Raw genomic sequence first — 26,300 nt, 5'->3', positions numbered from 1 at the left:
TGCAGGGCGTTTTATAACTAACTAGTTGCAGGCATTAAACTATAAACTAAGCTTCTTTAGCTTGCCCGCGAAGCACGCGCGCTGTTACCAGCAACTGCCCCACGTGCCTCATGCTGTGCTCTGCCGCATGAAACAACAAGCCCATCACCGTAGATTCTACCTGCGCACGTCCTACCCGGCGCACTTCTGTTAAGGTGTTTTCATCTGTTTGCTTCAGCTGCTCCAGTGCCTTATTAAGCTGCTCCCGGTACCGTTGCACCAGGTCCTGTGCTGTGGCTTCGGTTGGTTTGCCTTCGGAATACAGAAAGGCCAGTTGGTCTTCGGACAAGGCTTCGCCACGGGCATAGGTCAGCAGACGCTGCAAAATTCCTGTTAAGTGCTGCAAATGATACCCAACCGATGCCACACCGGCCGGTCGCTCCCAGATCAGGTCTTCCGGAAAATCCTGCATAAAACTTTCTACCTCCTCGCAGGCCTGCTGCAATGCATGTGCTACGGGTTGCAATAAAGCAGGCACGCCGTTTACAGGGCCGCGCAGCCACACTTCCAGTTTCTTGGTTTGTGTCATGATGATGGGTTTTTAGTATGAACAATGGTTTAAGTTAACTTACATGCACTACTACTTTGCCCCGGGTTTTGCGCGTCTCTACCTGGGCATGCGCTTTGGCCATGTCTTCAAAATCATAGACATGCGATACGTGAGCAGTTAGTTTTCCCTGGCTCATCAGGTCGGCAATCTTGGCCATATCTTCCCCGCTCGAGTGCACCAGGTAGTTCTTCGCTTCAATATTTCGTTTCCGGGCTTCCTGCTGCACCGCCTCCTTTGCGCCACCTAGTATAGATACCAACTTCCCCCCATCTTTCAGGCATTTTAAAGAGCGCAGAGAATTTTCCTCACCAAGCGAGTCGACTACAATATCGGCATCCATCACCACATCTTCAACTTTATATTCATTATAATCTATCTGCTCATCGGCACCCATATTCATAATAAAATCATGATTCTCTTTTGATGCCGTACCAATTACAAATGCTTTGAAATACTTCGCTATCTGGGTAGCAAAATGGCCCACTCCACCTGCTGCGGCATGTACGAGCACACGCTGGCCCGGTTGTATATCAGCTTCATTTACAAGCACCTGCCAGGCCGTCAGCGCGGCAAGCGTTGCGGCCGCCGCTTCGTGGTGCGGCACATTGGCGGGCTTATGAGCCAGGTGCGCTTCAGGGGCAGCTACAAACTCGGCGTAGGCTCTGCCGTGTCCCGGAAAATTCACCATCCCAAACACTTCGTCGCCGGGCTTAAAGTAGGTTACCTTCTCTCCCACTTCCGCCACTTCTCCCGAAATATCCCAGCCAGGTATAACGGGAGCTGTCTCTTTTAACGTACTGTAAAACGCTTTGCCTTCACGTGTTTTGGTATCAACCGGATTTATACTAATGGCCTTTACTTTTACCAGCACTTCGTCCTCTTTTATAGTTGGATTTTCGATCTCGGTAAGCTGCAGGCTTTCCGGTGCGCCCGGCTCGTTTACTACAAATGCTTTCATAGGGATAGATTTGGTTATCAATAAAGTGTACTTCCTAAACTTACGCTGAAACGGAAAGTTATGCAGGCTACACGGAAGATTTATTGCGAAAAGCTGCAGAAAAGGCCGTAGCTTATTTATAACTTGCCGCCTGGCAGCCCGATCACGTATGCAGCAAACAGGAAAAGGTCCTGAAAAGAATGGAAGAACAAAAGAATAACCCCCTTCACGGAAAAACACTGGAACGCATTCTGGTGCAACTTGTAGATTATTACGGCTGGGACGAGCTTGGCTATAAGATCAACATCAACAGTTTTAACGTTAACCCAAGCATTAATTCCAGTCTTAAGTTTCTGCGTAAAACTCCCTGGGCGCGCCAGAAGGTAGAGGAATTATACGTCCGTACTTTTTCAAAAAAATAGCCATTCCATGAAAGATCTAAAGAAATACTACATTATACCGGCAGAGCCTGAACTGGTTTATGCCGCCCTTACCAACCCGCTTACCCTGCAGGCCTGGACCGGCGATGAAGCTGAAATGAGTACAGAACCTGGGTCTGAGTTTTCGTTATTTGACGGGAGTATAGTTGGCAAAAACCTGGAGTTTGAAGAAGGGAAAAAGCTGGTGCAACAATGGTACTTCGGAGAGCAGGAAGAGCCTTCTATAGTTACTATAAAGTTACACCCGCATAAGTACGGCACCTCCGCAGAACTGCGCCACACCAACATCCCCGACCACGATTACACCGATATTACTGAAGGCTGGGACGAAGCTTATTTCGGCGCCCTGATCGAGTTCTATGAGGACAATGACCAGTAATCCGGGAATTGTATTTCTGGTTGTTTGAGGATTGGGCTTTTGCTATAGTTAGGTTGTTGCTATCTATAGTTAGAGTTGTCGTTTTATAGTTGCTGTTGGTCCAACCACCCCTAACCCCTCCCTAAAGCGGAGAGCTTTGAGGGTTTTCTTATAGGTGGAGTTATAGTTCTATAGTTGGCGTTTAAACCCACCCCTGCCCCTCCCGAGAGGGGAATTTCGGCTATAGTTATAGTTTAAGTGCAGCTCTATAGTTGGCGTTTTTAACACCCCTATAGTCCCCTTAAGGGGACTATTCTACTTTCCTATTCCACAATCTATAGTTCAATAGTTATAGACCACGAGCAGGACAGGTTCACCTGTCCCCGCGAAACTATAATCCCGATAAATCTCGGAGCATACCGATTCAGACTATAAATACAGGAAACTATGAGAAACATCTCAGTCTTTGGGTTGAGCGCCTTGTAGATTTCTGGTGCCGTCAGGCATTGTGAGGAACGAACAAAAGAAATGTACACCGCGCGATGCCCGAAGACGAGGCCTCCCGGCCATGAGGGCACCAAAGTAAGCTATAGAACAGTAGGTAAGTAAAGCTCCCAGCATTGGAAGTGAATTGAAAGGAAAGGCTTGGTTCGGATTGTAGAATAGTTAACTATAAGCTGAGATAGATTTCTCCTTTCGTCGAAATGACAATAGATAAGTGAATCAGCTATATCCAGACGCTAGCAGGAGCTGCGCACACTGCTAGGTCTTATAAAGACTACTACCTTATTCCATACAACTCTACAGTTCAAACAATAATCAACAATCCCTCTTATTCAAATACGCTAATACCTCTTCTACAGTAGCCAGATCACCCTGTTTGCTATACTCCGCTATGCGTTTCATTTCTCCGGATATCAGGCCGGCGCGGGTGCTTTCGGTTTTGCCTTGTGAGTGTACTGCCACTTCTTTCCATGGCAGTGGTTTTCCGGGTAAACTATAGATTTTCAACTCGGGATAAGTGCGTAGTGCGGCGGTAACTGCCGCCATAAAAGCCCTTGGCTGCTGAAAAGGAGCTGCTGTAACTATAACTTTTGTATACCCATGAGCCAGCGCATGCTTCACCATCGAAGTTGCTTCTATTCCCGTGTGCAGCATATCGGTGTTTGCAGGAACAGGTAGTACCTGGATAAGCGAATCTTCCGGAATGCCAAGTGCTTTCATGGCTTCAAACCAGCTGGCCCCGCCAGGGTAGCCACTCATAGGGCCGGTGCCCAAAAACAAAACCTTGTTCGTATAGTTCTCCTGTAAGAGTAATTTTGCGGCGGCAAATGCGGTCTCCTGGTTGTCTTCTGTCTGGCCGAACAAAAATAGGGCATCGGCAGGTGTGGCTGGTAAGGTATCGCAAAGCGTACGGATGATCAGTTCTTCTAACATACGAGCCATATACGCACCTCGCTGCTTCAGGATTTACGTAAATTTGCCTAGCTTTAACCATGAAACTTTACGCTCTAACTATAGTTCTGCTTATGGCTGCTTTACCTGCTTTCGCACAATACATTCCCAAAACTACCGGCATCGAGGCGCCTGCCACCTTGCAACTACAGGCCTACAACAACCGCGACATCGATACCTTTATAAAAGCATACAGCGATGATGTAAAAGTTTACCGTCAGCCAGGCGTACTCAGTTACCAGGGAACAGACGAAATGCGAAAGCGCTACGGCCAGAAATTTGCTGAAACACCTGATCTTCATTGCGAACTTGTGAACCGGATCGTGTCAGGCAATGTGGTCATAGACCATGAGCGCGTGCAAACTGATAAAAACAAACCGCGGACTGAAGCAATTGCCATTTACCGTATTCGCGACAGCAGGATTTATGAAGTAACTTTTATATATCCTGATCCTCAGAATTAAGAAACATGAAACAAAACACCGACAGCCTGATATTTGACCTGGATGGCACACTCTGGGATGCTACGGCCACTGTGGCCCGTGCCTGGGATGAAGCGCGCAAACAGGTAGATTTTGATATTCAGGAAATTACACAGGAAGATATTCGCTCCGTGGCAGGCATGCAACACGACCTGATCTACGATAAGTTCTTCCCGGACCTGACAGATGCCCAGAAAAAAGAGCTGATAAAAGTCAGTGGACGTGTAGAGATGCAGCATCTTAAAAAGGATGGCGGTAACTTGTTCACAGGTATGAAAGAGGCGCTGGAATATCTGCATGGCAACTATAAACTGTTTATAGTCAGTAATTGCCAGGATGGCTATATCGAGGCTTTTTATGAATTTCACCACCTCTCCCACTTGTTCGAGGATCATGAATGTTCTGGCAGAACAGGAAACCCTAAAGGCGAAAACCTGAAAGTCATCATTAAAAGAAACGACCTGCAAAACCCAGTGTATGTAGGTGATACAAAAGGCGACTATGAGGCCAGTTTGGTTGCCGGAATTCCTTTTGTGTATGCCGCTTATGGTTTTGGCAAAACTCCGGATTACGATATTTACCTAAAATCGCCGGCTGATCTTAAAAGACTTTTCTAGCTAATAAAATCTCCTCATGATAGTAGAAGCAAACCCGGAAGATATAGATGAACTTTTCGAGTTATGGCTTGAGTTGATGCAGCACCATCAGGGTATGCATAAAGTGTTTAAATGCAAGCCAAACCATGAGAATGCTTTAAAAGCAGAGCTACTCAAACGCATCCGGGAGAAAGACACGAAAGTGTTTGCCTATGAAGAGGAAGGCGATTGTGTAGGAATGATGATCTGCCATATCAGGCAGGGTATTAATGGCTTTGAATTAAGTCGTAAAGGCTACATAGCAGAAACAATAATTAAAGAAGCTTACCGGAATAAAGGTATAGGTCAGGAATTATTCGAGGCTGCCCGCAACTGGCTACAGGATAAAGGTGCTGATCACATTGAGCTACAGGTTTCCGTTAAAAATGCAGGTGCTATAAAGTTCTGGCAGGAAATAGGATTCTCGGCATCTACGCAGCATATGGTACTGTTACTGAATTAACTATAACTACTACCGTAAATTGAACACGTACTAAAAACGAAGCACAACCACAGTATACTTGTGGTTGTACTCGTTAGCCCCTTTTGCCCTCTACCTCAAAAGGAGTTTATCTTCACATTTTTGCCCGCAGGCTTTTGCAATATCTTCTTCGCTGCTGCTGGAAATTCAAAATATTTTCGTGCTTCAGTTAAGATGCCAGAATCTGTAAAAGGTTACAGCCAGAGCAATGCAACTACTTCATTTATAACCAGAACCGGGAAGTTAACTATTTGTTTAACTGATTTCCTGCTGTGGTTATTGATCTTATCTTTTGTTATAGTTTAAAGGTCCAAGGAATGATAATAGCGTAAGTTTGGGGGGCCCGACAAAAAGCGCAGCAACTTGCGCAACATACCTGTTTTAGTACACCAGTCGAGGTACTTCCTGTGGTGGTCCTCCGACTCCCAGTCTTCAACCATTAGTAATAACGTTGGCTCCTTTTCATCCTGGAAAATTTTGCTGGCAAGGCAGCCTTCGTAAATGCGTGTATCGGGTACAATCTTCTGAAAAAAAGCTTTGGCCTCATCTACAGACTCCTCCCGTATGTGGGCTTCTAAAATTACGATCGTGGCCATTAATTTGCTTTTCAGTATGTGCTCATTTATATCCTCTCATATTGTACACAACGTTGATATAATAACATATACGCATGCCATACATATCACACAGATTTTGCAGCTTATTTTAGTATAAACACTATTTTTTATGGCGAAAGTATAATTTTTAATATGTCTTATTTTAATTTATTTCCCTGTAAAACACCACTTTACAAAACAAAAGCCACTATTGCCAGATATGCCACCCACAAAAGAGGCCAGTAATTTATTGGCAGTATTGATAACTATGGTGTATTAAAAGCTGCAATTATCAGATGAAGCGCGATAAGCTTTAGCTTAGCTTTATAGTTTGTATGAGTGAGCTACTATAGCTTATGCTTTTTGTACCTGGCCACTAGTGGTATAAGCTACCTCCCCAACGTCTACCAATTCGCGTACAAGTGTTGTTATAGTTTCGGCATCTTTGGGCTCGAACTGTTGCACCAGCTCTTTTGGCAGGTAAGGTTTTTGCTGGAGCAAGGTCAGCACTTTTTCACGCATGCTTCCTAACTCTTTTTCTTCTCGAGTCTTTTTACGCTGTGCCAGGCAAAAGTCGCAGATGCGGCAGCTCTCATCTGAAATCTCGTTAAAATAAGCCAGCAGCAATTGGGTACGGCAACGGTTAGTATTCTCTACATACTTTCCCATTTCCTTCACTTGCTTCAGGGCACGCTCGCGCAATTCGTCCAGTTTTTTATGGTTGAGAGGTAGGTTATGCGCATCCTGGCGAGGCTTTGTAAATACCAGCTGGGGTGAGTCGTGTTGCGGTTCGTAAACTATAACCTGCAATTTGTGTAAATACTCCAACTTACGGCGTATTTCCTCCTCCGGCCTTTTAAGGTATTCTGCCAGTTTACGCTCTGATATCTTTACAAAATTAGCAAACGCTTCACCACCATACATCCGCAGGATCAGGCGCAGCAAATTATCATGCTCCGGATTCATCACCTGGAATTCGTAAAGCGCAGTATTATTTAGCTGTATGAAAACGCGTGACGGTGAATAATATCCCTCGCTTAGCTGCAGGTACCCCTCTCCTTCCAGTCGTTTTATAGCATGGTGTACTTCAAGCGCCTTCAGTTTATAGTTTTTGGCGAAATCGGCAAATTCAAAATCGAAACTGCTCATGGCTCCGCTACCTACTGCCAGCTGATAATAGTTAGCTAAACACTGGTACACCCTCCGGATAAGCTCCAGCGGTGGATGTGCTTCTTCTACTTTCTTGTGCAGATCTGCTACATCGCTTGGGCCATAAAGGATTACTGCGTAACTGTACTTCTCGTCACGGCCAGCACGGCCTGCTTCCTGGTAATATGCTTCCAGGCTTTCTGGTAAGTCTAGGTGCACTACCAAACGCACATCCGGTTTGTCTATTCCCATCCCGAAAGCGTTGGTCGCCACCATTACCCTCACTTTATCCTCTATCCAGGCTTGTTGTGTTTTACTGCGTTCTTCAAACTTCAGTCCGGCATGGTAGGCTCCGGCCGGGATCTGCCTGCTCTGTAAAAAACGCGCAATTTCTACCGTCTGCCTTCTGCTGCGCACATAAACGATGCTTTGCCCTGGCATCCGCTGCAGAATTTCCAGCAGGCGGCCTATTTTGTCCTCGGTGTACAGGCAGGAGTATGAGAGGTTTGATCGGGCAAAGCTTTTGACAAATACATTCGGTTGCTTAAACCTGAGCTTTTCCTGTATGTCTTTGCGAACATGTTCGGTTGCTGTGGCGGTAAGCGCTATAACCGGCACACCCGGCAAAAGCTCCCGAAGTTCAGCTAACTGCAGGTAGGGTGGTCTGAAGTCGTAGCCCCACTGCGAGATACAATGCGCTTCATCTACAGCCAGTAAATTAACCTTCATCCGCTTCACCCGCTCCTGGAATATATCAGTTAGCAAGCGCTCTGGTGACAGGTACAAGAATTTGATGTTCCCATACACACAGTTATCCAGGGCAATATCTATCTCCCGACGGTTCATGCCTGAGTACACTGCCACTGCCGGAATATCGCGCTTTTTCAGTTGCTCTACCTGGTCTTTCATCAAAGCAATAAGCGGAGTTATTACCAGGCAAATGCCATCCTTTGCTATGGCCGGTACCTGAAAGCAGATGGACTTACCGCCTCCGGTCGGCAGCAACGCCAGCGTATCTTTTCCATCCTGCACCGACAGCACAATAGCCTCCTGCAACGGCCTGAATTGGTCGTAGCCCCAGTAGGTTTTAAGAATGTGGTGGATGTCTTGCAAGGTGTGGTAATTATTCAGCGAAGATAAAGTTTTGAGAAGAGAAGTCAGAATATTTTAATGATTTGTCAGTTTATGGGATGTAGTTCTATAGTTCCGCTTTTGTCATTTCGACAAAGGGAGAAATCTATCTCAGCTTATAGTTTGATACGCTACACTTCGAACCAAGCCTTCTTTTCAAATTTCTTTACATGCTGGGAGCTCTACTTGTCTATCGTTTAATCTTTGGCTTTGGTGCCCTCACGGCCGGGAGGCCCCGTCTTCGGGCATCGCGCGGAGTACATTTGCTTTGCTCCTGCGTCGCAATGCTTTCAGCACTACAAATCAACAAGGCGCTCAACCCAAAGACTGAGAAGTTTCTCATAGCTATAGTTTGTCTTTAGTTTGAACCGGTTAGCTTCGAGATGTATCGTGGTAGTAATTCCAAAGGGAGAGGTAAACCTGTCCTGCTCGCGGTGTGTAACTATGGCCAAGCTCCTTCCCCTGTTTTTAGGGGAAGGTTGGGAAGGGGTAAAACTGTAACTATAGAACTACACCTCAAAATATAGCACCAGCCGAGATTCCCCTCTCGGGAGGGGCAGGGGTGGGTTAAAAAGCGAACTATAGAACTTAAGCAAAACTATAGCTAAGGTCTTACTTTCCTTCTACCAAGATCCTTTCAGGATGACAGATGGAGCAGTAGCAGAAAGCTCCTCGCCTTAGACAAGGAGGGGTTGGGGGTGGTTGGGGCACGCAAACTATAAAACCATAGCCAAAACCACTGCTTTTGCTTGTCCTTTCAGCCCAGTTGAGTCAGGCGACTCAACACCATCCTAGGCCACGAGCGAAGAAGCTTGCGCCTGCATCTCAAACCAGAGCAACACTACCTGGGCAACCTCACACTGAAACCGGTTGTGACAAAATATTCAGGGCTTGAGGAACTGATGGCAGTACCAGCAGCCAGGTCTACTTGTAAATTGGGTAATACCAAAACTGTGAATCCTGCATCGAAACTATGAGTTGCCTTCTCACCGTTTGTTTTGTCTCCGAAAACTTCTCCAAATACGCCAATCTTATCACTTAACTCTGTGGCTAAACTTACTGTATAGCTTTTAACTGCTTCACCATCTTCCCAGCCATAAGCCAGATTATAACTCAGATCTACTTTTTCACTAAGCGAGTTTTTAAATAACAGGCGTAGGTTTACTTCCGGGTTAGCAGGCGCAAATGCATTATGTCCAACCGGAAGGTCGAACATCGTCATCAAAGCAGTTTGAGGCCTTAAGCCATTCTCATCCCATAGTTTTGCTTTGGCGCCAACTGTTAACGGCCCGAACCCATTTAATTTTTTACGGCTTTCTTCTTCAATTGTAACCGTTTGGTAAGTGCCTTCTGCCCGTAGTTCCAGCCAACTCAGTACTCCAAATCGCATTAAAGCTGAGGGATGTGCAACATACTTAATGTCAGTGGCACCAGCTTTATCTTTCTGGAAGTATAGCCCGGCTTCAATCTGGATACTTTTACGAGGTACAACTGATGCGCTTTCGGTTTGATCAGGTCTGTCTGTTTCCAGATCGGGCACCGATGTTGTATCCTGTTTCTGACTGTATGCCTGAAATGTTACAAACAAGAAAGCAACAATAAATAACAGGCGCTTTCTAAACAAAAGTAGAAAAGTAGCAGTGTAGGTCATATTTTTGGTTTTGAGTAGATACGAATATTTAGGGTTACTTGTTTATAGTTTTAGATAAACCTAAATAATAAATTCGTAAAATAAAAAAGCCCGCCTCAAGTGAGCCGGGCTTTCCGAAAAGTTATAAGATATAGTTTACGCAGCTGCCGATTGTCCGTCTTCGCGCTCTTCGATCACTTTCTTTAGTTTATCGATAGCCTGCGCTGCACGCTCTTCGTCAAAACGGTTAATATTCAGCAACATTTTCGTTTTTTCCTGGCGTGTGATCACCGGGTTATTCAGCAAGCGAATGATCTCTTCCTTTTGCTTAGCCGAAGCATAGCGTACGCTGGTTGATGGCTCCTCCGCCGCTTCTTTATCAGCTGTCGCAGCTGCTTCTGAAGCACGCATCGTAGCTTTCTTCTCAGTAGGTACTGCAGGGCTCTTTGCTTTTGCAGGCTCATTGCCACTATAGTCCATTTCTTCCGCAGGGGTTGGCTCATAACCAGCCGCTCTGATGATCCAGGCCAGGATATTACGGTATGCTTTACCGATGGCACGTGTCTGCGCCATACTTGCTATCGCAAACTCCTGGTAGTATTTTTTACCCTGTTCTTTATTAGAACAGATAGCAAAACCTGCACCTACTACTAGCTGGCTACGCAAATCCAGCAGGTTAACTTTTGCCTGATACTTTATCTCATCATCACCACTTATATTCACCACATGTTCCACTACAGGTAGTATACCCAAACGCGAACCGGCATATTGCCAACCTTCTACGTTCACATATTCTTTACCCTGTATGTTCTGGTATAGTCTGTTCTCTTTAATGAACTTCGCCAGGTCTACCGCCAGATGCATGGTTTCATCCGACTTCGCAATGTCATAACTCTCGACCTTAGGCTTCTGTACTTTTAAGTCTTTACTTGGTTGATTCATCTCTATTAGCTTTGTTTGTTTAAGTACAATATCTAAACACAATGCCTACAGAAATGGTGCAAAAAATGCAAAAAATTACTCAATTTATAATACTGATTATCAGTCAGTTACAAACTATTTTCTAAAATTTTTAGTACCATTACTAAAGCTGTGCAAGCTTTGGCTAAAAGAGAAAAGGGTAAGAGAAGTTTACGAGAGAAAGAGGGTTGTAGTTAAGAAGTTTAAAAGTTAAAGAGTTTGGGAGTTAGAGAGTTAAGAAGTTGGGAAGTTAGAAAGGATTGAAGGAGGAATGTGTGGAGACGCAATGCAACTATAGGCTTAAACTTGACTTAGATCAGATATACAACTATAGCCTAAGCAGGCCGGAGACTCGCTCCCGCTGCACGTCACCGGTCAGAAACCGATATCAGTTAGTTTATAGTTTACCGCTGTAGAGTGGCAATATCTTCTGTCTTTTATTTCAGCCGATCAACAATTAACCAGCAACAAATAAAAGATTATCTCTCTGAAAGGACTTCCTGCACGATCAGGCCATCTTTCATAACCAGGGTACGGTCGGCCATGGAGGCCAGCTGCTCGTTGTGCGTAACGATCACAAAGGTTTGGTTAAACTCAGCGCGTAGCTTAAAGAAGATGTCGTGTAATTCCTGGGCATTTTTAGAATCGAGGTTACCGCTTGGTTCATCTGCAAATATTATCTCCGGAGAGTTAATTAAAGCGCGTGCCACTGCGGTACGTTGCTGCTCTCCACCAGACATTTCAGATGGCTTATGATCCAGCCGGTGCGACAGGTTCAGCATCATCAGCAATTCTTTGGCGCGCTCTATCACTTCTTTTTCGGGACGGCCGGCCAGAAAACCGGGAAGGCAAACATTCTCGACCGCCGTAAACTCTGGCAACAGGTTATGGAACTGGAAAATAAAGCCAATGTGCCTGTTCCGGAATCTGGCAAGGTCGGTCGCATTATACTTGGCAATATTCTTTCCTTCAAATAAAACTTCCCCGGAATCTGCATTATCAAGCGTACCCAAAATGTGAAGCAGCGTACTTTTGCCCGCCCCTGAGGCTCCAACTATAGATACCACTTCGCCGGTACCAATGGTCAGGTCTATGCCTTTTAAAACTTCGAGTTTACCGTATTTTTTATGGATGTTTGATACCTGCAGCACGCTGAAAAACCTATAGTAGTGAAATGAAACTATGCAGCTCCAAAGCTACAAAAATTTTGCCGGATTTAATTTGCACAGAACTGCTAGTCCCACGCTCAGGAAATGCCGGACTTAGAAGGACTGTCGCTATTATATTGCTGCGTATTCGTTTCATCCTCGAGTACATCCTTCACATACAGTTCCTTTACCACAACTATAAGTACGGCAAGTATAGGTGCTGCCAGCAATAGGCCGAGCGTACCCTGTACCAACCCCAGCAATACCTGGAAAAACAGCAACAATGCAGGCGGCAGTGCCACCGTCTTCTGAAAAATGATGGGCGTGATCGCGTAGGTCTCTATCATCTGGATGCCGCCATAGACCAGAATAACATAGAGTGCCATCTGTGAACCCTGAGTAAGGCCGATGAGTACTGCCGGAACACCCGCGAGCCAGGGACCAATGTTTGGGATGAACGCCAGCAGGAAAGCAATGAGGGCCAGCGCAAAAGCCATAGGCAAGCCAATCAAACTATAACCGATAGCTGAAGAGATACCGATAATAGCCATTGCCGACAGCATGGCGACCAACCATAGTTTTAGGGTATGGTAGCACTTGCCCAGCACAGCAATTACGCGGGAGCGATGCCGGGGCGGAAAAAGTTTTGTGAAGCCTATAGTGTATAATTTAGGGTTAGATGCAAAGAAAAGGGAGGTAATAACAACTATAAGCAGGTCGGCCAGTATGCCAAGCGTGGTAGTTACGGCACCCGTAACCTTAGAAAGGAGAGAACTCTGCTTCGGTAAGATTTTGCTTAGGTCTTCCGGTAATTTTTCCGCTATCTTTTCTCCCCAACTATATTGGCCCAGCCACTGGTCTACTTCCTGTAACGATTGCGGGAGTGTATCCCTGATCTCCTGTCCCTGCTCTGCCACCGTCGGGCCCACCCACAGAAAGGCACCAACCAGCAAACCAAAAAAGATCAGTACCGAAAGTAGTAAGCTCCATCCCCTGTTCAGGTGCAGTTTATCTGTTATCCAATCGGCCATACCACAGAAAAGCACGGCCAGTAAAATACCGGCAAAAACCAGCAGAAAGAAATAGAACTGCGTTATAAGCAGGTAAAAGCCACCGGCAACAAGCACAACTACAAAGGCTGCAATAGCAACACGTTTCGCAAAAGTATAGCTATCCGTCATGGCGATAAGCTTATCAGAATATGTTGTTACCGGTATCGGTAAAACTCTGTTCGTATTATACTCGTTGCGTTCAGTACAGTTGTATAACTATAGTTTATTCAGGCTGAAGCAAAGCATCAATATTTTAAAAATCCATTACTTGAATTTATAGCTAAATAGGCGTACTTTCGTGCGTCCATTAAAACTGAAAGCATGAACATACACGAATATCAGGGTAAAGACATTTTAAAGAGCTACGGCGTACGCATACAGGAAGGCATCGTGGCTGAAACGCCGGACCAGGCTGTAAAAGCTGCTATGAAGCTAACCGAAGAAACCGGTACAGGCTGGCATGTTATTAAAGCACAGATACATGCGGGTGGCCGCGGTAAAGGTGGTGGCGTAAAGCTGGCTAAAAACCTGGAGCAGGTTAAGCAGATCGCCAGCGAGATCCTGGGCATGACGCTGGTAACGCACCAGACGGGTCCTGAAGGCAAACTGGTACAGAAAGTTCTTGTTGCACAGGATGTATACTACCCTGGCGAGTCTGATCCGAAAGAGTTTTACCTGAGTATTCTTCTTGACCGTGCAAAAGGTCAGAACGTGATCATGGCATCTACTGAAGGTGGTATGGACATTGAAGAAGTAGCTGAGAAATCTCCTGAGAAGATTATTAAAGAGTGGATCGACCCGGCTGTTGGTCTGCGTCCTTTCCAGGCAAACAAAATTGCTTTTGCATTTGGCTTGCAAGGCGAGGCTTTCAAAGAGATGGTGAAATTCATCACCAGCCTTTACAAAGCATACGTTGAGTCTGATGCTTCTATGTTCGAGATCAACCCTGTTCTGAAAACATCAGACAACAAGATCCTGGCTGTAGATGCTAAAGTTGACTTAGACGATAACGCACTGTTCCGTCATAAAGACCTGGCTGCGCTGCGCGATACATCGGAAGAAGATCCGTTGGAAGTAGAAGCAAGTGCCTCTAACCTGAACTATGTGAAGCTTGACGGGAACGTTGGCTGTATGGTAAACGGTGCTGGTTTGGCGATGGCAACTATGGACATCATTAAGCTTTCTGGTGGCGAGCCCGCTAACTTCCTTGACGTAGGTGGTGGGGCAAATGCACAGACTGTTGAAGCTGGTTTCCGCATTATCCTGAAAGACCCGAACGTTAAAGCTATCCTGATCAACATCTTCGGTGGTATCGTTCGTTGTGACAGAGTTGCTAACGGTGTGGTGGAAGCTTACAAAAACATTGGTGATATCCGTGTTCCGATCATCGTTCGTCTGCAAGGTACAAACGCTGAAGAAGGTGCCCGCATCATTGACGAGTCTGGCCTGAAAGTTTACTCTGCCGTTGCGCTTAAAGAAGCTGCTGACAAAGTAAAGCAGGTTTTAGCTGAAGTTGGAGCTTAGTTTCCTGAACTATAAAACAAAAAGGGGCTGCCACAACTGGCAGCCCCTTTTTGTTTTATAGTTCAGGTGAGTTAGAAAGTTTTGGAGTTAAAGAGTTTGGGAGTTATAGTTAAGCTTTCGCTCGCGTGCCGCATGCGAGGGCAGCCGGTTTTAACCCATACCAAACTATAAAACAAAGAAGGCCATCAAATTGATAGCCTTCTCCAGTTAATAAACAACTCATTGTACTCTCTATACCTTCCAATCTTTTTAACTTCCAAACTAAATCAGCCTTCTAACTTCTTCGGTTTTCGGATGGTGAAAACCCTGGACACGTTGAAGCCGAAATGAATATCGCCTTTGCCCCAGTCCCCTATCGTTTCGGTCATAAAGCCGGGCTCTATCATGGAAGTAGAGTTGGTGAAGTGCAGCTGAAAAACGTGTCCACCAGTTTCAATATCGAAGCCAATTGCTAAGGAGTTCTTCCGGTCTGGGCTAAGCTGATCAGGCAAAGCATAATAGTATTCTGCGTTTATAGCCACCCGTTTGGTCAGTTTCTGACGTGCAGCTGCTCCAATCAGAATTACATCATGCGTGTCTTCAGTTGTGGGTACCAGGTTACGATGCACAACAGTTGGCATAAACTGTATAGTTGTACCCTCGCTAAACTTACGGCCAACTATAAGCTGGTGCGTGTACTCTAATCTGGAACTGAAATAGTTATCACGTTCCGGCTGCTGCCACTCAATAGTTTTCAGGTAAACCCCTGAAAGCACAACCAGCGAGATCGGCATTGTACGCTTGCCTGAGCTTTGGCGCAACAGTTTAAGTTTGGCAAAACCGTCGTATACTTTGTTATGCGAACTGCGGCCAAAACCAACCATCAGCCTGTCGTTAATACCATAATCCAAGCCAATTCTGATGCTTGCCTGATCCAGCCCAAACAGGTTATAAGCGCCTGAGTTCAGCATCCCGAAGCGGTGCGATATTTTCATGTCCATTACGCCGCCAGCCACGTTCTCCAGCGAGTGGCCGTTTATAACGCGGGTCGTCTTAAAACTGGCTTTGGCATATTCTGTCGTTTCTTCCTCCTCTCCCAGCAACGACAACAGGTCGTCCTGGGCATAGCTGGAACTATAAGCCAGCAAACACAGCAGCAACAAGGCAAATTTGAGCTTCTTCATGGTCTCGGGTATAAGTTAAGGCAGCTTCTGGGTGATGAAGCTGCCCTGAACCAGTTAGGTATAGTTTCTAGCTTTTCAGTGGCTCGTAGTTCATGTCTACAGTCACCTTTATCTGCTTGGCTATTTTCTCGCGCACCAGGTTCGGGATGGCAATCTTATAATCTTCCGGAGCAACATTAAACGTAGAGGCTGCATTCACCACCCCGTTCTTCACAACTATAGTTCCGGGAGCTTCCACAGGTTTAGTTACGCCGTGTAGGGTCAGGTTCCCTTTTACAGTTACTTTATAAGTGCCATCTTTCTTAAAATCCACATCGCCGATATTAACTATAGCACCTGAAAAACTTGCTTTCGGAAACTTGCCGGACTCAACATAGTTCTCATTGAAGTGTTCTTCCATCAGGGCTTTCTCAAACTGGAATGCTTTCATCAATACTGCAAACTCCATCTTCCCTGTCTTTGTATCGATCACGCTGGTAGTGGTTTTGTTGTGGGCCTGTATATCTTCCATTGGGGTAGATGAGAAGAAGGAAATCTTTCCGGTTTTAGTAAAGAACTTATCCTGGGCCTGAACAGCAGTAGCCAGTAAAACCAACAGCAGGGTATTAAAAATGATCTTTTTCATGGGTTTATAGTTTGGTTATAGTTAATATCTTAAGCTTTTTCCTCTACCACGCAGCGGATAAGTACCACATCCATTAGCACACCGGTACACACGCCTTTTACAACTACTTCATCGCCTTCTTTAACACCTGCAGCGCTTTCAGTATCTGCTTTAGGGATAGTGCAGATCACGCCGGCCATTTCATCAGCTGCATCCAGTATCAGGTTAAGATTTCCTTCGTCATCGGGTGTCATCAATTTCACTTTGCCTTTCACGGCTACCACTTTATCAAGGTACTTTTCGTTAGCAGCAGCTTCATTTTGGGTAAATTCCTGCAACAGCGCCGGCGCTTCCACTATAAAATCGGAAGTAGCAGTTGCTGTGTCGCGGTGCGGCTTGTTGTATAACAGGAAGCCAACTATAGCAGCAATAACAGCGGCAGCAATGGTTATAAGAATGAGCTTTTTCATGTTAGTCAGTTATTTGGAGCGCCGGCTTCTACCCAGGCTTTTATCTGATTTATAGTACAGGCTGGTAACTGCGATGCACCCTGTGGCATGGGTGTGAACCCGCCCGCATGTGTTACAGCACTCACCAACCTGCCATTTTTCGCTACCACAGATGCCCCAGCATGTGTAGAAAGATCGATACCGCCGTTACCTGCTGCGCCCGTATGACATACCACACAATTTCGCTGAAAAATGGGCTGTATGGTTTGACTAAAGGTTACATTATCGGTTACGCAGGGCACGTTCTGGTATAGCTCTTCTTCCACGTCGTAATAACAGCTTTGCAGGGTGAAGGGCAAAGCCATTAGAGTTAGCAGCCTTGCTGCCTTAAGTATAAGGGTGCTATCTATAATGAAACTTTTCATGCTCCGAAATTACTATGCTTTAATTGTTTGGTGAACCGTCATCAACCCATGCCTTTATTTTGGCTATTTCGCAGGCTGGTAATTTATCTCCTCCTTGTGGCATTGGTGTAAAACCTGGCGCATGGGTTATAGCTCCCACCAGTCTGCCACTTTTTGCCACACCCGATGCATCATTATAAACAGTTAGATTAATACCGCCTGTTGGTGCTGATCCACTGTGGCAACCTGTGCAGTATTTGGTAAAAATTGGTTTTACAGTTCCAGCAAACGTCACGTTAGTTGTATTGCAGGCGGTATTATCGGTGCAGGTCAGGTCCTTTGCGCTTTGTTCAATCCATTTCCTTATAAGGGCGATCTGGGTAGAACTTAAAGGCGGTCGTGGTGCTTTGGGCATGCGTTCGTCTACGTCGTCCTCGGTAATCATTTCATAGAGCTCACTGTCACCCGGGTTACCCGGCTTAATGTCTGCAGTGCGCATCACGCTGGTATAGTCTGTCAGTTGCACTCCATCCTCTCGTGTAGTAGCATCGTGGCAACCGCTAACAGCACAGTTTGAGACCAGAATTGGCAGCACATCCCGCTGAAAGTAAACTATATTCGGGTCGCAGTTATTTACTCCGGGATCAGTAGGGTCGGTAGGATCGGTTGGTTCTTCTGTACCTATAGGCTCGGGCACGTCGTGCTTGCAGCTAACTATAGCCAGCAATAAACTCAGGAGCATTAGGGAAGTTAACCGGAATCTCATTTTCAGATCAAATTTTTGACTGCTTGCTTAGCTACTTTTAAACCATTTATAGTTGGTTACTGCATCTAAATAACGTGATAAAATAAAGGGATGCTATTCAATATTACTGAACAGGAATTTATAGTTGCTGAACCGGAACACAGGCCTGCTGAACCCGAAGCCTGATGTGTTAAAGTAAATAACCGGTGTTAGAAAAACTCTCCGTTGGGTGGCTTTTAAACTATAATTTGATCACTGATTTCTACTTCCCGACCAGCCATTGTTTAAAAGCCGATGCCCGCTCTGTGCTAACTATAGTTTCGTGGTCTGATGCCGGGTTCAGCTCAATCTTTACTCTCGCTTTGGAGTAACTATACATCGCATCTATCGCTTTAATATTAATGATGAACTGGCGGTTGATGCGAAAGAATTGGGCCGGGTCCAGCATATCTTCTACCTCATCCAGGTTCTGGTCGATGGGCCAGCGTTTGCTACCGAAGGTGCAGAGTTGTGTCATCCGGTCCTGGGTATAGAAATAGGCGACATCCGCAATCTCTACGGTTTTAAGATGTTGCCCGAATTTTATGACAAGCCTTTTTTGGTATGCAGCTTTTGTGTTTGGTTGCAGCGCCTGAATCAGCAAACTATAGTCCAGAGCCGGTGCAGCAGTTTTGCCGAAGATCTTTTTAAACTTAACCAGGCTTTGCTCCAGTTCCTGCAGTTTAACCGGTTTCAGCAGGTAATCAATGCTGTTCAGCTTAAAGGCCTCGATAGCATACTGGTCATAAGCAGTTGTAAAAATAACCGGAGACTCTACTTTGGTTTGTCTGAATATCTCAAAACTGGAGCCATCTGCCAGTTGAATGTCCGACAGTATAAGATCGGGATGCGGGTTATTTTCCAGCCACTGAACAGTACTTTCTATACTGTCTGTTACTTCCAGCACGCGCACGTTCCCATCCAGTTGTTGCAGCATTTTGCTGATGCGGCTGGCTGCAGCGGCTTCATCTTCAATTATCAGTACGTCCATCTTCTGACTGGTTTAATAAGGGAATTTTTACTGTAAAAAGCGTATCGGTATGTTCTACTTTGATGTCAGGGGCACCAAGCAACTGGTACCGGCTTCGTATGTTCTGTAATCCTATTTTGGTAGAGAGCTCTGGTGTTTGCTTAGGCTGGCAATTGTTCTCAACCACTACATAGTTTTCTTCCACAAATACTGAAACCAACAGCGGTTTAGCCTTGGAGATGATATTATGCTTTATGGCGTTCTCGAGCAGGAGCTGCAGTGTTAGCGGGGCCACATATTTATGTAAAGCACCTTGGGGCACTTCTGCCGTTACCTGCAGGTTCTCGCGGAAACGCTGCTGTTGCAGAAACGCATAATCCCGTATCAGGTCCAGTTCTTCCTGCAGTGGTATAAGGTTCTTTTCCCGTAAGGTCAGCATCACCCTGAAAAAATCAGAAAGCCGCTCTACATAAACTACTGCTGCATCCGGGTCTTCTTCTATAGTTGAGATCAGGGTATTGAAGCTGTTGAACAGGAAATGCGGGTTAACCTGGCTTTTAAGCGTCTCGAACTGGAACATCATCCTGTCTTTTTCCTGGCGTTCGGATTCGCGTAAGCGGTTCTCCCGCCATTTTACAAACAGGTATAAAGCGGATACTCCTGCCAGAAAGGTTAAAGCGTAAAACCAGTAGGTTCGCCAGAAAGGGGGAGCTATCTCGAAACTATAGGTAATAGCTTCTGCTTCAGAAAAAGCTGGTGCTGCTGAAGAAACTACCCGAAACGTATAGTTGCCCGGTGGCAGATTCGGGTAAGTTATCGTATGGTTCCGGGAATCTGTCCAGTTGCGGTCGTAGCCGTCCAGCTTTACACGGTAGGTCACATCTTCGGGGTTCTGGTACCATAGGCCTGTATAGTCGAAAGTGAAATGATTGCTGTCGTGGTCGAAAACATGGTGCTCCCGCCCTGCTACAGATTTGAAGAAAACCTGTACATCCTGCAGCCTTGTCTTTGGCTTAAACTGCTGCGTTGCAAAAGCCGGATCGTAGCCGATCAGCCCGTTTTGCGTTCCAAACCATACCTGGCCGTTCGCAGCGGTACTCACCACGTTCAGGTCAGGATCGGGCTTGGAAATACCCGCATCTTTGCCATAAGATAGCACGTTACCAGTTTCCGGGTTAAGCACATCAAGCCCCAGTTGGTTCATCAGCAAAATATTGCCACGGGTATCGGCAGCCAAGCTGGTAATGTTCAGATCGTGCAGGCCGTTTTGTAAACTATAGTTCCGGAAAGTTTTGCCGTTGTAACTATACACGCCGGCATTAAGCGTGCTAAACCAGATATGGCCATTTTTATCTTCTGTGATTGAGTAGACCGTTTTACTTTTTATACCCTGCTTTTCAGAAAAATTGGTAAACGAGCCATTCTGTAGCATTGTGATTCCTTTGCCATCTGTGGCAAACCAAACCCTGTTCTTAGAATCTATAAATGCCTGGTAAATATAGTTGATGCCCAGGCCGTTCTGCTGGGTAAAATTCCGGAAACTATAGGCCACGTCATCTATAGCGCCATCTCCGGTTATCGTGCATTTAGACACTCCGCCAAGCGTAGCAAACCATAGCTCATTACCTTTCCCGGAAATACCAAGTACGTTCTCATTCACCAGCCCATCGGTTATGCTTAACTGTTTATAGTTACCGGTCTCAGGGTTCAGCCGTAATACGCCCTGCCCCATCGTGCCAACCCAAATGTAGCCCCACTTATCTTCGTACAAACTTACTACCTGGTATTTACCTGCCTGTTTCAGGTATGATCGGACAGCTGCACTACCTTGTTTCCGGAACAATCCTTTTTCTGTAGCAAACCATATACTTTTATCCCGGGCGGCTAAAACGGCAAGCATGTTTTTTCCCTCCAACTCCTGCACTGTTCGTATTGCCAGTTTAGCTTTCAGTACTGTTGGGGAATTACCCGCAATCCAGATGTGACCTTCACTATCAGTCAGCAAATCAGATACTTTAGATTTTCCGGTTTCTGCTGAGGCAGGTTGCAGGATTAATCCATCGGTGCTTAACCAAAAAAGTCCGTTGTTATCTGTGCCAAGCCATACCCCATTCTGCTGTGGTTGCAGCTTTGTAATACTCCCATAATTCCAGTCCAGGCTTGCAGGCAGTATCGTAAATTGTTTTGACGTAGGGTTATACTTTGTCACTCCAGCGCTTTGCATCCCGATCATCATTTCGCCGGTTGGCAAACTACTGATTGCTGTTACTATATTATCCGGTAGCCCATGCTTAGAATTAATTACTTCAATTTTCGGCTTATTTTCATTGAGCGAGATTACTGCAATTCCCCGGTCGGTACCCACCCATACACGGCCCGCTTTATCGGTTGTTAGACTATAGGTGTAAGCATCCGGCAGCCCCTGTTTTGTATCCAGATGATAAAATTTTTTACCCTTCCCATAGTAGATCCCCTGCCCGTATGTAGCTACCCAAAGCGTATGGTCCTTGGTCTCCAGAATAGCTGTAATAGGTGTGGTAATGTGTTTCTGTGATGAAATGACGGGCACAAGCTGCTGACCTTTCCGCTTGGCCAGCGTACCATCGTTATACCCTACCCATAGTTGCTGCTGACTGTCTTCGTAAATAGCCGAAACCGGGTGCGCAGCCGAGTCTCCGGGCAGGGAGAATATCTGGTAATTTGTTCCGGTATACCGAAGCAGCCCCTGCGATGTACCTAACCAGATAAAGCCTTGCTGATCCTGGTGCAGGTAGCTTACTTTTACAGGTTGGTTGTTATATTCTACTTCGGTGGAATTGAAATGAAGTGTTTGCGCCGTTAAAGGTAATTGTATAAACGCCAGCACTATAGCCACAACTATAAATTTGGCCCAGCCTTTCCGTTTCATGGGTTAGTTCTGCGGCGCAAGAGTCGCGTTTATAGTTACATTTATTTCTTCCGCAATTTTCTGGTTCACAATCTTAGGTATGGTTATGTTGTGATCCTGCAGGGGAACTATAAATTCGGATTGAACGGAAATGGTACTGCCTTTTATAGTTAGCGTAGATTTTATAATGCGCTCCACATCCACGCCATGCACCGACAATTTACCTTTAGCCCGAACCGTGTATAAACCATCTTTTGTGAAATCTACTGGCTCTATGATCTTACCCGAAAAAATACAGTTTGGGAAACGCGCGCTTTCCATATAGTTCTCATTGAAATGCTCGCGCTGCAGTGCACTATTAAATCCTTCGAATGATGTGTTGGCTACTGAAAAAGCAAGAGTCTGGTCATCGGCTCTGATCAGGCCTTTCAGGTTAGTGGAGCTAGCTTCTATCAGTTCCAGGGGAGCATCGGATTTAAAATGAATGCGACCTTCTTTAATCCGGTACAGTTGCGAAACGGGTTTATAAAACGTAAACCCGGCGCTCACCATAACAGCAAAGCTGCAAAACAACACCCACATCCATTTACTCTTTTGCATCAGTAGCTATGTTAAAGTATAAAAGCTCTTTCTTATTGTTGATACAAGAATAAAGCCAGTAAAAATAGCAAAATTTCTGATTTACAAAAGCAAAAAAAACGGGAGCCACCATAATTGGTAACTCCCGTTTCAAATTTGCTTAGCAGAAAAATTTTCTAATTTTCTAATTTTCTAACCTAAACAACCTCCAACTGCACTTCCACATTCCCCTGCACACCTATTGAATACGGGCATACCTGATGAGCCTCTTCTACCAGCTGGCGGGCTTTGTCTTTGTTCATACCTTTCAGGTCTACTTCCAGTTTCACACCAAGCCCATAGGCGCCTTCGTTTGATTTCAGCAGATCCACGTGTGCTTTAACTGTGGATGCCGGGTCTAAGCGCTCGTGGTGTTTACCCGCTACCAACAGCAATGCACTCTGGAAACACGCCGCATAACCAGCAGCAAAAAGTTGTTCCGGGTTGGTTTTGCCTTTCTCCCCTCCAAGTCCTTCGGGCAACGAAAGTGCCATATCCAAAACACCATCCGATGATGTTACATGGCCCCTACGGCCGCCTGTGGCAGTTACTTCTGCCGTATACACTCTTTCCATAGTTTATATTTTGTGTTTATAGTTCAGCTAATACTAACAGCACTTTTAAAAGTATTGTTTTGCCAGACAAGGTAATAGTGTGCAGACCCAACTATAAACCGAAACTATCTTGTACATTTTTATAATGAATGTTTCCTTTTATCAGCATAGTTTCTATTTTTGCACACGCTCTGCACCCGTAGTTCAACTGGATAGAATATCGGATTTCGGCTCCGAGGGTTAGGGGTTCGAATCCTCTCGGGTGCACACAAACTATAAAAGCCTTGTAAGTAGTAGCTTACAGGGCTTTTTTGTTTAGTCAACAGCACTTAACTGGCTGGCACATATCACCTACATATCAAACTATAAATGCATCTCCCCTCACCACCCGTTTTGCCGGTTCTATATCCAAAGCCAGCTAATGCCGTATGTGTAACCTTGTACCTGTTGTATTAAACAACAAAAATACAGCAACAAACAGTTATAGTATAACACCAGTTAATTGTTCGGCTTGATTTATAGTTATATCTTCGTGCTCATTCCAATAATAAAGCAACAACAAGCCACACGCTAAAGCAATACGACACATGAACCAAACAGCACAGCTGCTCAGAAAAAAGAAGAAAACTGTACTTGAAAACTGGGTAAAAAACCAATTAGCAGACGAATCACTTCGTGAAGACCTTATATCGAACGATGAGTTGCGTCGCCAATCGGATGAGTTGCTGGATAAGCTTCTAATTGCTATCGAGAATGGTAATTACGAAAATATCTATACTTCAGAATTTGAGCAGGTAACAGATATTTTATGTGATATATCGGTGACCCGCGCCCGCCAGGGATTTTCGCCGCGTGAAGTAACACTTTATGTTCTGAGCCTGAAGCAGGCCATTACCGATGTACTGGAAAAAGAACACCGTGACAACCCGGCAGTTTTATACAAAGAAATTCTGCAGTTTAATAAGCTGATTGATAGCCTGAGCATTCATACCTTCGAGACATATTTAAGAGGTCGTGAGGAAGTTATACTTCGCCAGACCGACGAAATAAACGAGATATCTACACCGGTTATCCGTGTGTGGGATGGTATTCTTGCCTTACCTATTATCGGTACCCTGGATAGCTCCCGTACACAGATTGTAATGGAAAACCTGTTACAGGAGATTGTAAACACAGGTAGCAACATTGCCATTCTGGATATTTCAGGCGTGCCGGCCGTGGATTCACTGGTAGCGCAACACCTTATTAAAACAGTAAGTGCTACCCGCCTGATGGGTGCTGAGTGTATTATCAGTGGTATTCGTGCCGAGATCGCTCAAACTATAGTTCACCTGGGTATCGACCTTTCAAATATTAAAACGAAAGCTTCTTTATCATCAGCCCTGCAACTGGCTTTCAGTATGCTGGCACTTGAAGTTAAAAAGAAGAACGCGAACACATCCTTAAAAGTAATCAGATAAGTACATGGATCGGATTCCAATATTAAAAATGGGGCCTTTCCTGTTGGTAACTATACAAGTAGACCTATACGACAGGCTGGCACTAAACCTGGAAAATGACCTTATCAGCATGGTAAGTAAAACAGGTGCGCGCGGTGTACTTATCGATATTTCTGCAGTAAACATAGTTGACTCATTTATGGGCCGCATATTAGGCAACATTGCCTCTATGTCCCGGATCATGGATGCGGAAACGGTAGTAGTGGGCATGCAACCTGCAGTAGCCATTACGCTGGTAGAGCTAGGCTTAACGTTACAGGGCGTGCACACTGCCCTTAACGTAGAAAAAGGCATGGACCTGCTTTATGATAGAACAGATCTGTTAACCACACAAGAAGACGAAGATAACGGAGAGGACCCGGATGATTACAATGACTAAAGACACGATGCAAATCGTGCGGGAACAAGACGTTGTACCATTCAGGAACAGGGTGCGAGAGCTGAGCACCAAAATAGGGATGAGCTTGGTAAACCAGACCAAACTTATTACGGCTGCCAGCGAACTTGTCCGGAACATGCTTAAATATGCGAACGGCGGAAAAATAACGCTTGAAATAGTTAGCAAAAACGGCCAGAACGGCGTAAGATTAACTTTTGTAGACGAGGGGCCCGGAATTGAAAACATATCCCAGGCCATGCTGGACGGTTTTTCGACCGGCAAAAGCTTAGGTCTGGGTTTGCCTGGTGCCAAGCGCCTGGTAAACGAGTTTGATATTAAAAGTGTGGTGGGCACCGGAACTACAGTTACTGTTACACACTGGAAAAATGGACGTTAAGCATCATCAGCGCTTTCAGCTGGCCGATAGAAGCTTTGCCAATATTGTTAAAAGAGATATTACCCGCATGGCCGAGAGCCATGGTTTTTCTCAGACAGAAGTTGGCCGCGTAAATATTGTGGTGTCTGAGATGGCATCTAATCTTTTAAAGCACTCTCCTAAAGGCGGAGAGATCCTCGTTAAATACACCTCTGCCAAAGCTCTCGAAATAATATGCCTGGATGAAGGTCCGGGCATGAAGGACCCGCAGCGCATGCTGGAGGATGGCACGTCTACAACCGGCACTGCCGGCGAAGGACTAGGTGCTATTATGCGCCAGTCGCATACATTTGACTTTTACACCCAATTAGGCAGCGGCACTGTTATACTATCCCGTATTTATAAAGGGCTGCAGGAGGCTCCTAAAAACAAGAGCAAGTTTGAAGTAGCCACGGTAACCGTACCAAAACCAAATGAGCACAGCTGCGGCGATGGCTTTGCGCTGCATGAGGCGAACAATAACTGTTATTTTATCGCCTTAGATGGCTTGGGGCACGGTGCAGCGGCAAGTCTAGCCAGCCAGGAAGCGGAAGCTGCTTTCCTGTCAAACTATTCCGTAGATCCTGCTCAAAACCTGCGTCAGATTCACAGTAGTATTCGTAAAACGAGGGGTGCAGTAGGTACGATCGTGCACATCAATCATTCTCAGAAAAAGATGAGCTATTGTGGCATAGGCAATATTGCAGGCAGAATGTATACCATTGATGGTCCTGCAATTTCAAATGCTGCAAGTAAAAACATTATTGCTTATAACGGCATACTGGGGCATAACATCCCAAACACGCTTAACACCCAAACTTACGACTGGGATAACTATAAATTGCTCATACTTCACTCTGATGGTATAAAATCGCGCTGGGACCTGAGCAAGTACCCTAACCTGCACCGCCACGATTCCAGTATAATTGCAGCTTTAGTTTACCGGGATTTCAGGCGCGAAACGGACGATAGCTTGGTAGTTGTAGCCCGATCAAAATCCTGAGTGT

28 protein-coding genes and 1 tRNA gene are annotated in these 26,300 nt (G+C 45.5%); 11 read left to right on the top strand and 18 right to left on the bottom strand.

What is annotated here, in order from left to right; genetic code table 11:
* Positions 1 to 46: 46 nt before the first annotated feature.
* Both KYK27_RS12310 and KYK27_RS12305 read right to left on the bottom strand, forming a co-directional pair.
* Positions 47 to 568, bottom strand: a complete 522-nt coding sequence (locus KYK27_RS12310; protein ID WP_199110350.1) for a DinB family protein — start codon at positions 566 to 568, stop codon at positions 47 to 49.
* A gap of 34 nt (positions 569 to 602) precedes the next feature.
* Positions 603 to 1,547 carry an NADP-dependent oxidoreductase gene (locus KYK27_RS12305; RefSeq protein ID WP_199110349.1) on the bottom strand — a complete coding sequence of 315 codons (945 nt, stop codon included), beginning with the start codon at positions 1,545 to 1,547 and terminating at the stop codon, positions 603 to 605.
* A 179-nt stretch (positions 1,548 to 1,726) separates the two neighbouring features.
* Between KYK27_RS12305 and KYK27_RS12300 the strand changes: the two genes are divergently transcribed.
* Both KYK27_RS12300 and KYK27_RS12295 read left to right on the top strand, forming a co-directional pair.
* Positions 1,727 to 1,948: a VF530 family DNA-binding protein gene (locus KYK27_RS12300; protein WP_199110348.1), complete on the top strand. Its 222-nt coding sequence runs from the start codon at positions 1,727 to 1,729 to the stop codon at positions 1,946 to 1,948.
* 7 nt (positions 1,949 to 1,955) lie between these two features.
* Complete coding sequence (locus KYK27_RS12295) at positions 1,956 to 2,345, top strand: SRPBCC domain-containing protein (RefSeq protein ID WP_199110347.1); 390 nt, start codon at positions 1,956 to 1,958, stop codon at positions 2,343 to 2,345.
* 798 nt (positions 2,346 to 3,143) lie between these two features.
* On the opposite strand, the gene KYK27_RS12290 is transcribed toward KYK27_RS12295, so the two are convergent.
* Positions 3,144 to 3,770 carry a YdcF family protein gene (locus tag KYK27_RS12290; protein WP_233150423.1) on the bottom strand — a complete coding sequence of 209 codons (627 nt, stop codon included), beginning with the start codon at positions 3,768 to 3,770 and terminating at the stop codon, positions 3,144 to 3,146.
* A gap of 50 nt (positions 3,771 to 3,820) precedes the next feature.
* On the opposite strand from KYK27_RS12290, the gene KYK27_RS12285 reads away from it, so the two are divergent.
* From KYK27_RS12285 to KYK27_RS12275, 3 genes are read left to right on the top strand one after another with little or no spacing between them, the layout of a single operon-like run.
* Complete coding sequence (locus KYK27_RS12285) at positions 3,821 to 4,243, top strand: nuclear transport factor 2 family protein (protein WP_199110346.1); 423 nt, start codon at positions 3,821 to 3,823, stop codon at positions 4,241 to 4,243.
* A 5-nt stretch (positions 4,244 to 4,248) separates the two neighbouring features.
* The gene (locus tag KYK27_RS12280; protein WP_199110345.1) at positions 4,249 to 4,878 is read left to right on the top strand and encodes an HAD family hydrolase; all 630 of its coding nucleotides are present in this window, start codon (positions 4,249 to 4,251) and stop codon (positions 4,876 to 4,878) included.
* Between the two features lie 16 nt (positions 4,879 to 4,894).
* Positions 4,895 to 5,359 (top strand): GNAT family N-acetyltransferase, encoded by a 465-nt coding sequence (locus tag KYK27_RS12275; RefSeq protein ID WP_199110344.1) that lies wholly within the window; start codon positions 4,895 to 4,897, stop codon positions 5,357 to 5,359.
* A gap of 320 nt (positions 5,360 to 5,679) precedes the next feature.
* Here KYK27_RS12275 and KYK27_RS12270 read toward each other — a convergent pair whose 3' ends face one another.
* From KYK27_RS12270 to KYK27_RS12245, 6 genes are all read right to left on the bottom strand, one after another.
* On the bottom strand, positions 5,680 to 5,973 hold the full coding sequence (locus KYK27_RS12270; RefSeq protein WP_199110343.1) for a putative quinol monooxygenase: 294 nt from the start codon (positions 5,971 to 5,973) through the stop codon (positions 5,680 to 5,682).
* Positions 5,974 to 6,327: 354 nt separating this feature from the next.
* Positions 6,328 to 8,235, bottom strand: coding sequence for an ATP-dependent DNA helicase RecQ (locus KYK27_RS12265; RefSeq protein ID WP_199110342.1), 1,908 nt, complete (start codon positions 8,233 to 8,235; stop codon positions 6,328 to 6,330).
* Positions 8,236 to 9,094: 859 nt separating this feature from the next.
* Positions 9,095 to 9,904, bottom strand: a complete 810-nt coding sequence (locus KYK27_RS12260; protein ID WP_199110341.1) for a transporter — start codon at positions 9,902 to 9,904, stop codon at positions 9,095 to 9,097.
* A 135-nt stretch (positions 9,905 to 10,039) separates the two neighbouring features.
* On the bottom strand, positions 10,040 to 10,825 hold the full coding sequence (locus KYK27_RS12255) for a hypothetical protein (protein WP_199110340.1): 786 nt from the start codon (positions 10,823 to 10,825) through the stop codon (positions 10,040 to 10,042).
* A 497-nt stretch (positions 10,826 to 11,322) separates the two neighbouring features.
* The gene (locus tag KYK27_RS12250) at positions 11,323 to 11,994 is read right to left on the bottom strand and encodes an ABC transporter ATP-binding protein (protein WP_199110339.1); all 672 of its coding nucleotides are present in this window, start codon (positions 11,992 to 11,994) and stop codon (positions 11,323 to 11,325) included.
* A gap of 95 nt (positions 11,995 to 12,089) precedes the next feature.
* A complete protein-coding gene (locus KYK27_RS12245) occupies positions 12,090 to 13,172 on the bottom strand; it encodes an AI-2E family transporter (RefSeq protein ID WP_199110338.1) in 1,083 nt (360 codons plus the stop codon).
* A gap of 192 nt (positions 13,173 to 13,364) precedes the next feature.
* Between KYK27_RS12245 and sucC the strand changes: the two genes are divergently transcribed.
* On the top strand, positions 13,365 to 14,567 hold the full coding sequence (gene sucC / locus KYK27_RS12240) for an ADP-forming succinate--CoA ligase subunit beta (RefSeq protein WP_199110337.1): 1,203 nt from the start codon (positions 13,365 to 13,367) through the stop codon (positions 14,565 to 14,567).
* Between the two features lie 266 nt (positions 14,568 to 14,833).
* Here sucC and KYK27_RS12235 read toward each other — a convergent pair whose 3' ends face one another.
* The 9 genes from KYK27_RS12235 to KYK27_RS12195 form a co-directional block, all read right to left on the bottom strand.
* On the bottom strand, positions 14,834 to 15,730 hold the full coding sequence (locus tag KYK27_RS12235; RefSeq protein WP_199110336.1) for a DUF5777 family beta-barrel protein: 897 nt from the start codon (positions 15,728 to 15,730) through the stop codon (positions 14,834 to 14,836).
* Between the two features lie 67 nt (positions 15,731 to 15,797).
* The gene (locus KYK27_RS12230) at positions 15,798 to 16,355 is read right to left on the bottom strand and encodes a YceI family protein (protein WP_199110335.1); all 558 of its coding nucleotides are present in this window, start codon (positions 16,353 to 16,355) and stop codon (positions 15,798 to 15,800) included.
* 29 nt (positions 16,356 to 16,384) lie between these two features.
* Positions 16,385 to 16,804 (bottom strand): OB-fold protein, encoded by a 420-nt coding sequence (locus KYK27_RS12225; RefSeq protein ID WP_199110334.1) that lies wholly within the window; start codon positions 16,802 to 16,804, stop codon positions 16,385 to 16,387.
* A 5-nt stretch (positions 16,805 to 16,809) separates the two neighbouring features.
* On the bottom strand, positions 16,810 to 17,208 hold the full coding sequence (locus KYK27_RS12220; protein WP_199110333.1) for a c-type cytochrome: 399 nt from the start codon (positions 17,206 to 17,208) through the stop codon (positions 16,810 to 16,812).
* A gap of 19 nt (positions 17,209 to 17,227) precedes the next feature.
* Positions 17,228 to 17,929: a c-type cytochrome domain-containing protein gene (locus KYK27_RS12215; RefSeq protein WP_199110332.1), complete on the bottom strand. Its 702-nt coding sequence runs from the start codon at positions 17,927 to 17,929 to the stop codon at positions 17,228 to 17,230.
* Between the two features lie 265 nt (positions 17,930 to 18,194).
* Entirely contained in the window at positions 18,195 to 18,962 is a 768-nt protein-coding gene (locus KYK27_RS12210) for a LytR/AlgR family response regulator transcription factor (RefSeq protein WP_199110331.1), read from the bottom strand.
* Positions 18,943 to 21,849, bottom strand: a complete 2,907-nt coding sequence (locus KYK27_RS12205) for a sensor histidine kinase (protein ID WP_199110330.1) — start codon at positions 21,847 to 21,849, stop codon at positions 18,943 to 18,945. The genes KYK27_RS12210 and KYK27_RS12205 overlap by 20 nt, the downstream gene beginning before the upstream one ends.
* 3 nt (positions 21,850 to 21,852) lie before the next feature.
* Positions 21,853 to 22,428, bottom strand: coding sequence for a YceI family protein (locus KYK27_RS12200; protein ID WP_199110329.1), 576 nt, complete (start codon positions 22,426 to 22,428; stop codon positions 21,853 to 21,855).
* Between the two features lie 176 nt (positions 22,429 to 22,604).
* Positions 22,605 to 23,021, bottom strand: a complete 417-nt coding sequence (locus tag KYK27_RS12195) for an organic hydroperoxide resistance protein (protein ID WP_199110328.1) — start codon at positions 23,019 to 23,021, stop codon at positions 22,605 to 22,607.
* A 172-nt stretch (positions 23,022 to 23,193) separates the two neighbouring features.
* On the opposite strand from KYK27_RS12195, the gene KYK27_RS12190 reads away from it, so the two are divergent.
* The 5 genes from KYK27_RS12190 to KYK27_RS12170 all read left to right on the top strand — a co-directional run bounded on the left by KYK27_RS12190 (position 23,194) and on the right by KYK27_RS12170 (position 26,296).
* Positions 23,194 to 23,267, top strand: a tRNA-Arg gene (locus KYK27_RS12190).
* Between the two features lie 320 nt (positions 23,268 to 23,587).
* Positions 23,588 to 24,460 carry an STAS domain-containing protein gene (locus KYK27_RS12185; protein WP_199110327.1) on the top strand — a complete coding sequence of 291 codons (873 nt, stop codon included), beginning with the start codon at positions 23,588 to 23,590 and terminating at the stop codon, positions 24,458 to 24,460.
* 4 nt (positions 24,461 to 24,464) lie between these two features.
* Positions 24,465 to 24,878, top strand: a complete 414-nt coding sequence (locus tag KYK27_RS12180; protein WP_162425783.1) for an STAS domain-containing protein — start codon at positions 24,465 to 24,467, stop codon at positions 24,876 to 24,878.
* Positions 24,871 to 25,275 (top strand): anti-sigma regulatory factor, encoded by a 405-nt coding sequence (locus tag KYK27_RS12175; protein ID WP_199110647.1) that lies wholly within the window; start codon positions 24,871 to 24,873, stop codon positions 25,273 to 25,275. The genes KYK27_RS12180 and KYK27_RS12175 overlap by 8 nt, the downstream gene beginning before the upstream one ends.
* Positions 25,265 to 26,296, top strand: coding sequence for an ATP-binding protein (locus KYK27_RS12170; protein ID WP_199110326.1), 1,032 nt, complete (start codon positions 25,265 to 25,267; stop codon positions 26,294 to 26,296). Before KYK27_RS12175 ends, KYK27_RS12170 begins: the two co-directional genes overlap by 11 nt.
* Positions 26,297 to 26,300 lie beyond the last annotated feature (4 nt).

Origin of the sequence: Pontibacter populi, assembly GCF_019336435.1 — a bacterium.
Lineage (GTDB): Bacteria > Bacteroidota > Bacteroidia > Cytophagales > Hymenobacteraceae > Pontibacter > Pontibacter humidus.
This window is presented reverse-complemented; position numbering and strand designations above follow the sequence as displayed.